This is a genomic window from Gluconobacter sp. P1D12_c (genome assembly GCF_018812105.1).
GTDB classification, from domain to species: Bacteria; Pseudomonadota; Alphaproteobacteria; order Acetobacterales; family Acetobacteraceae; genus Gluconobacter; species Gluconobacter oxydans_A.
In genome coordinates this window covers 1-407 of sequence record NZ_JACSIQ010000627.1, presented here as the reverse complement: position 1 = coordinate 407, position 407 = coordinate 1, and the positions used below count along the sequence as shown (strand labels likewise).

Here is a 407-nt window from a genome sequence, read left to right as displayed (position 1 = left end):
AAGACAGGGTTCAGAGACGTTATAGAAAGCATGATGCGGGAGCATCAGCCCAACAATCTTATTCTCCATCTGCTCGAATTTTATTTCATCACCAACGATGACACGACCATCAAGAGAAGGCTCAACACAGAGAGCCATAGCAATATCGGGCCCGAACATATCCAATGATTTAGGGACACCTATCGTGGCTTCGCCTTCATCACGCTTCGTGAAAAGCTCAGCATCATTGATGACACGCTTCTTCATCATCTTCAGAGATCCATCAGACTGATCTCGAACGATGCGAAGCCTCTCATCATTAAGAGACCCCTTGAACTCCTTAAACGATCCGTACCTCTGTATCAGTCGCGTATTGAGTGTCTCATTATAGAACCACTCAAGATGGCCATCCTCCATCGTCTCAATAT

1 protein-coding gene is annotated in these 407 nt (G+C 45.7%); it reads right to left on the bottom strand.

Annotated elements, in window-relative coordinates; translation table 11 throughout:
- The coding region (locus KP705_RS18455) for a hypothetical protein (protein ID WP_215765356.1) at positions 1-407 on the bottom strand (407 nt) is incomplete at both ends.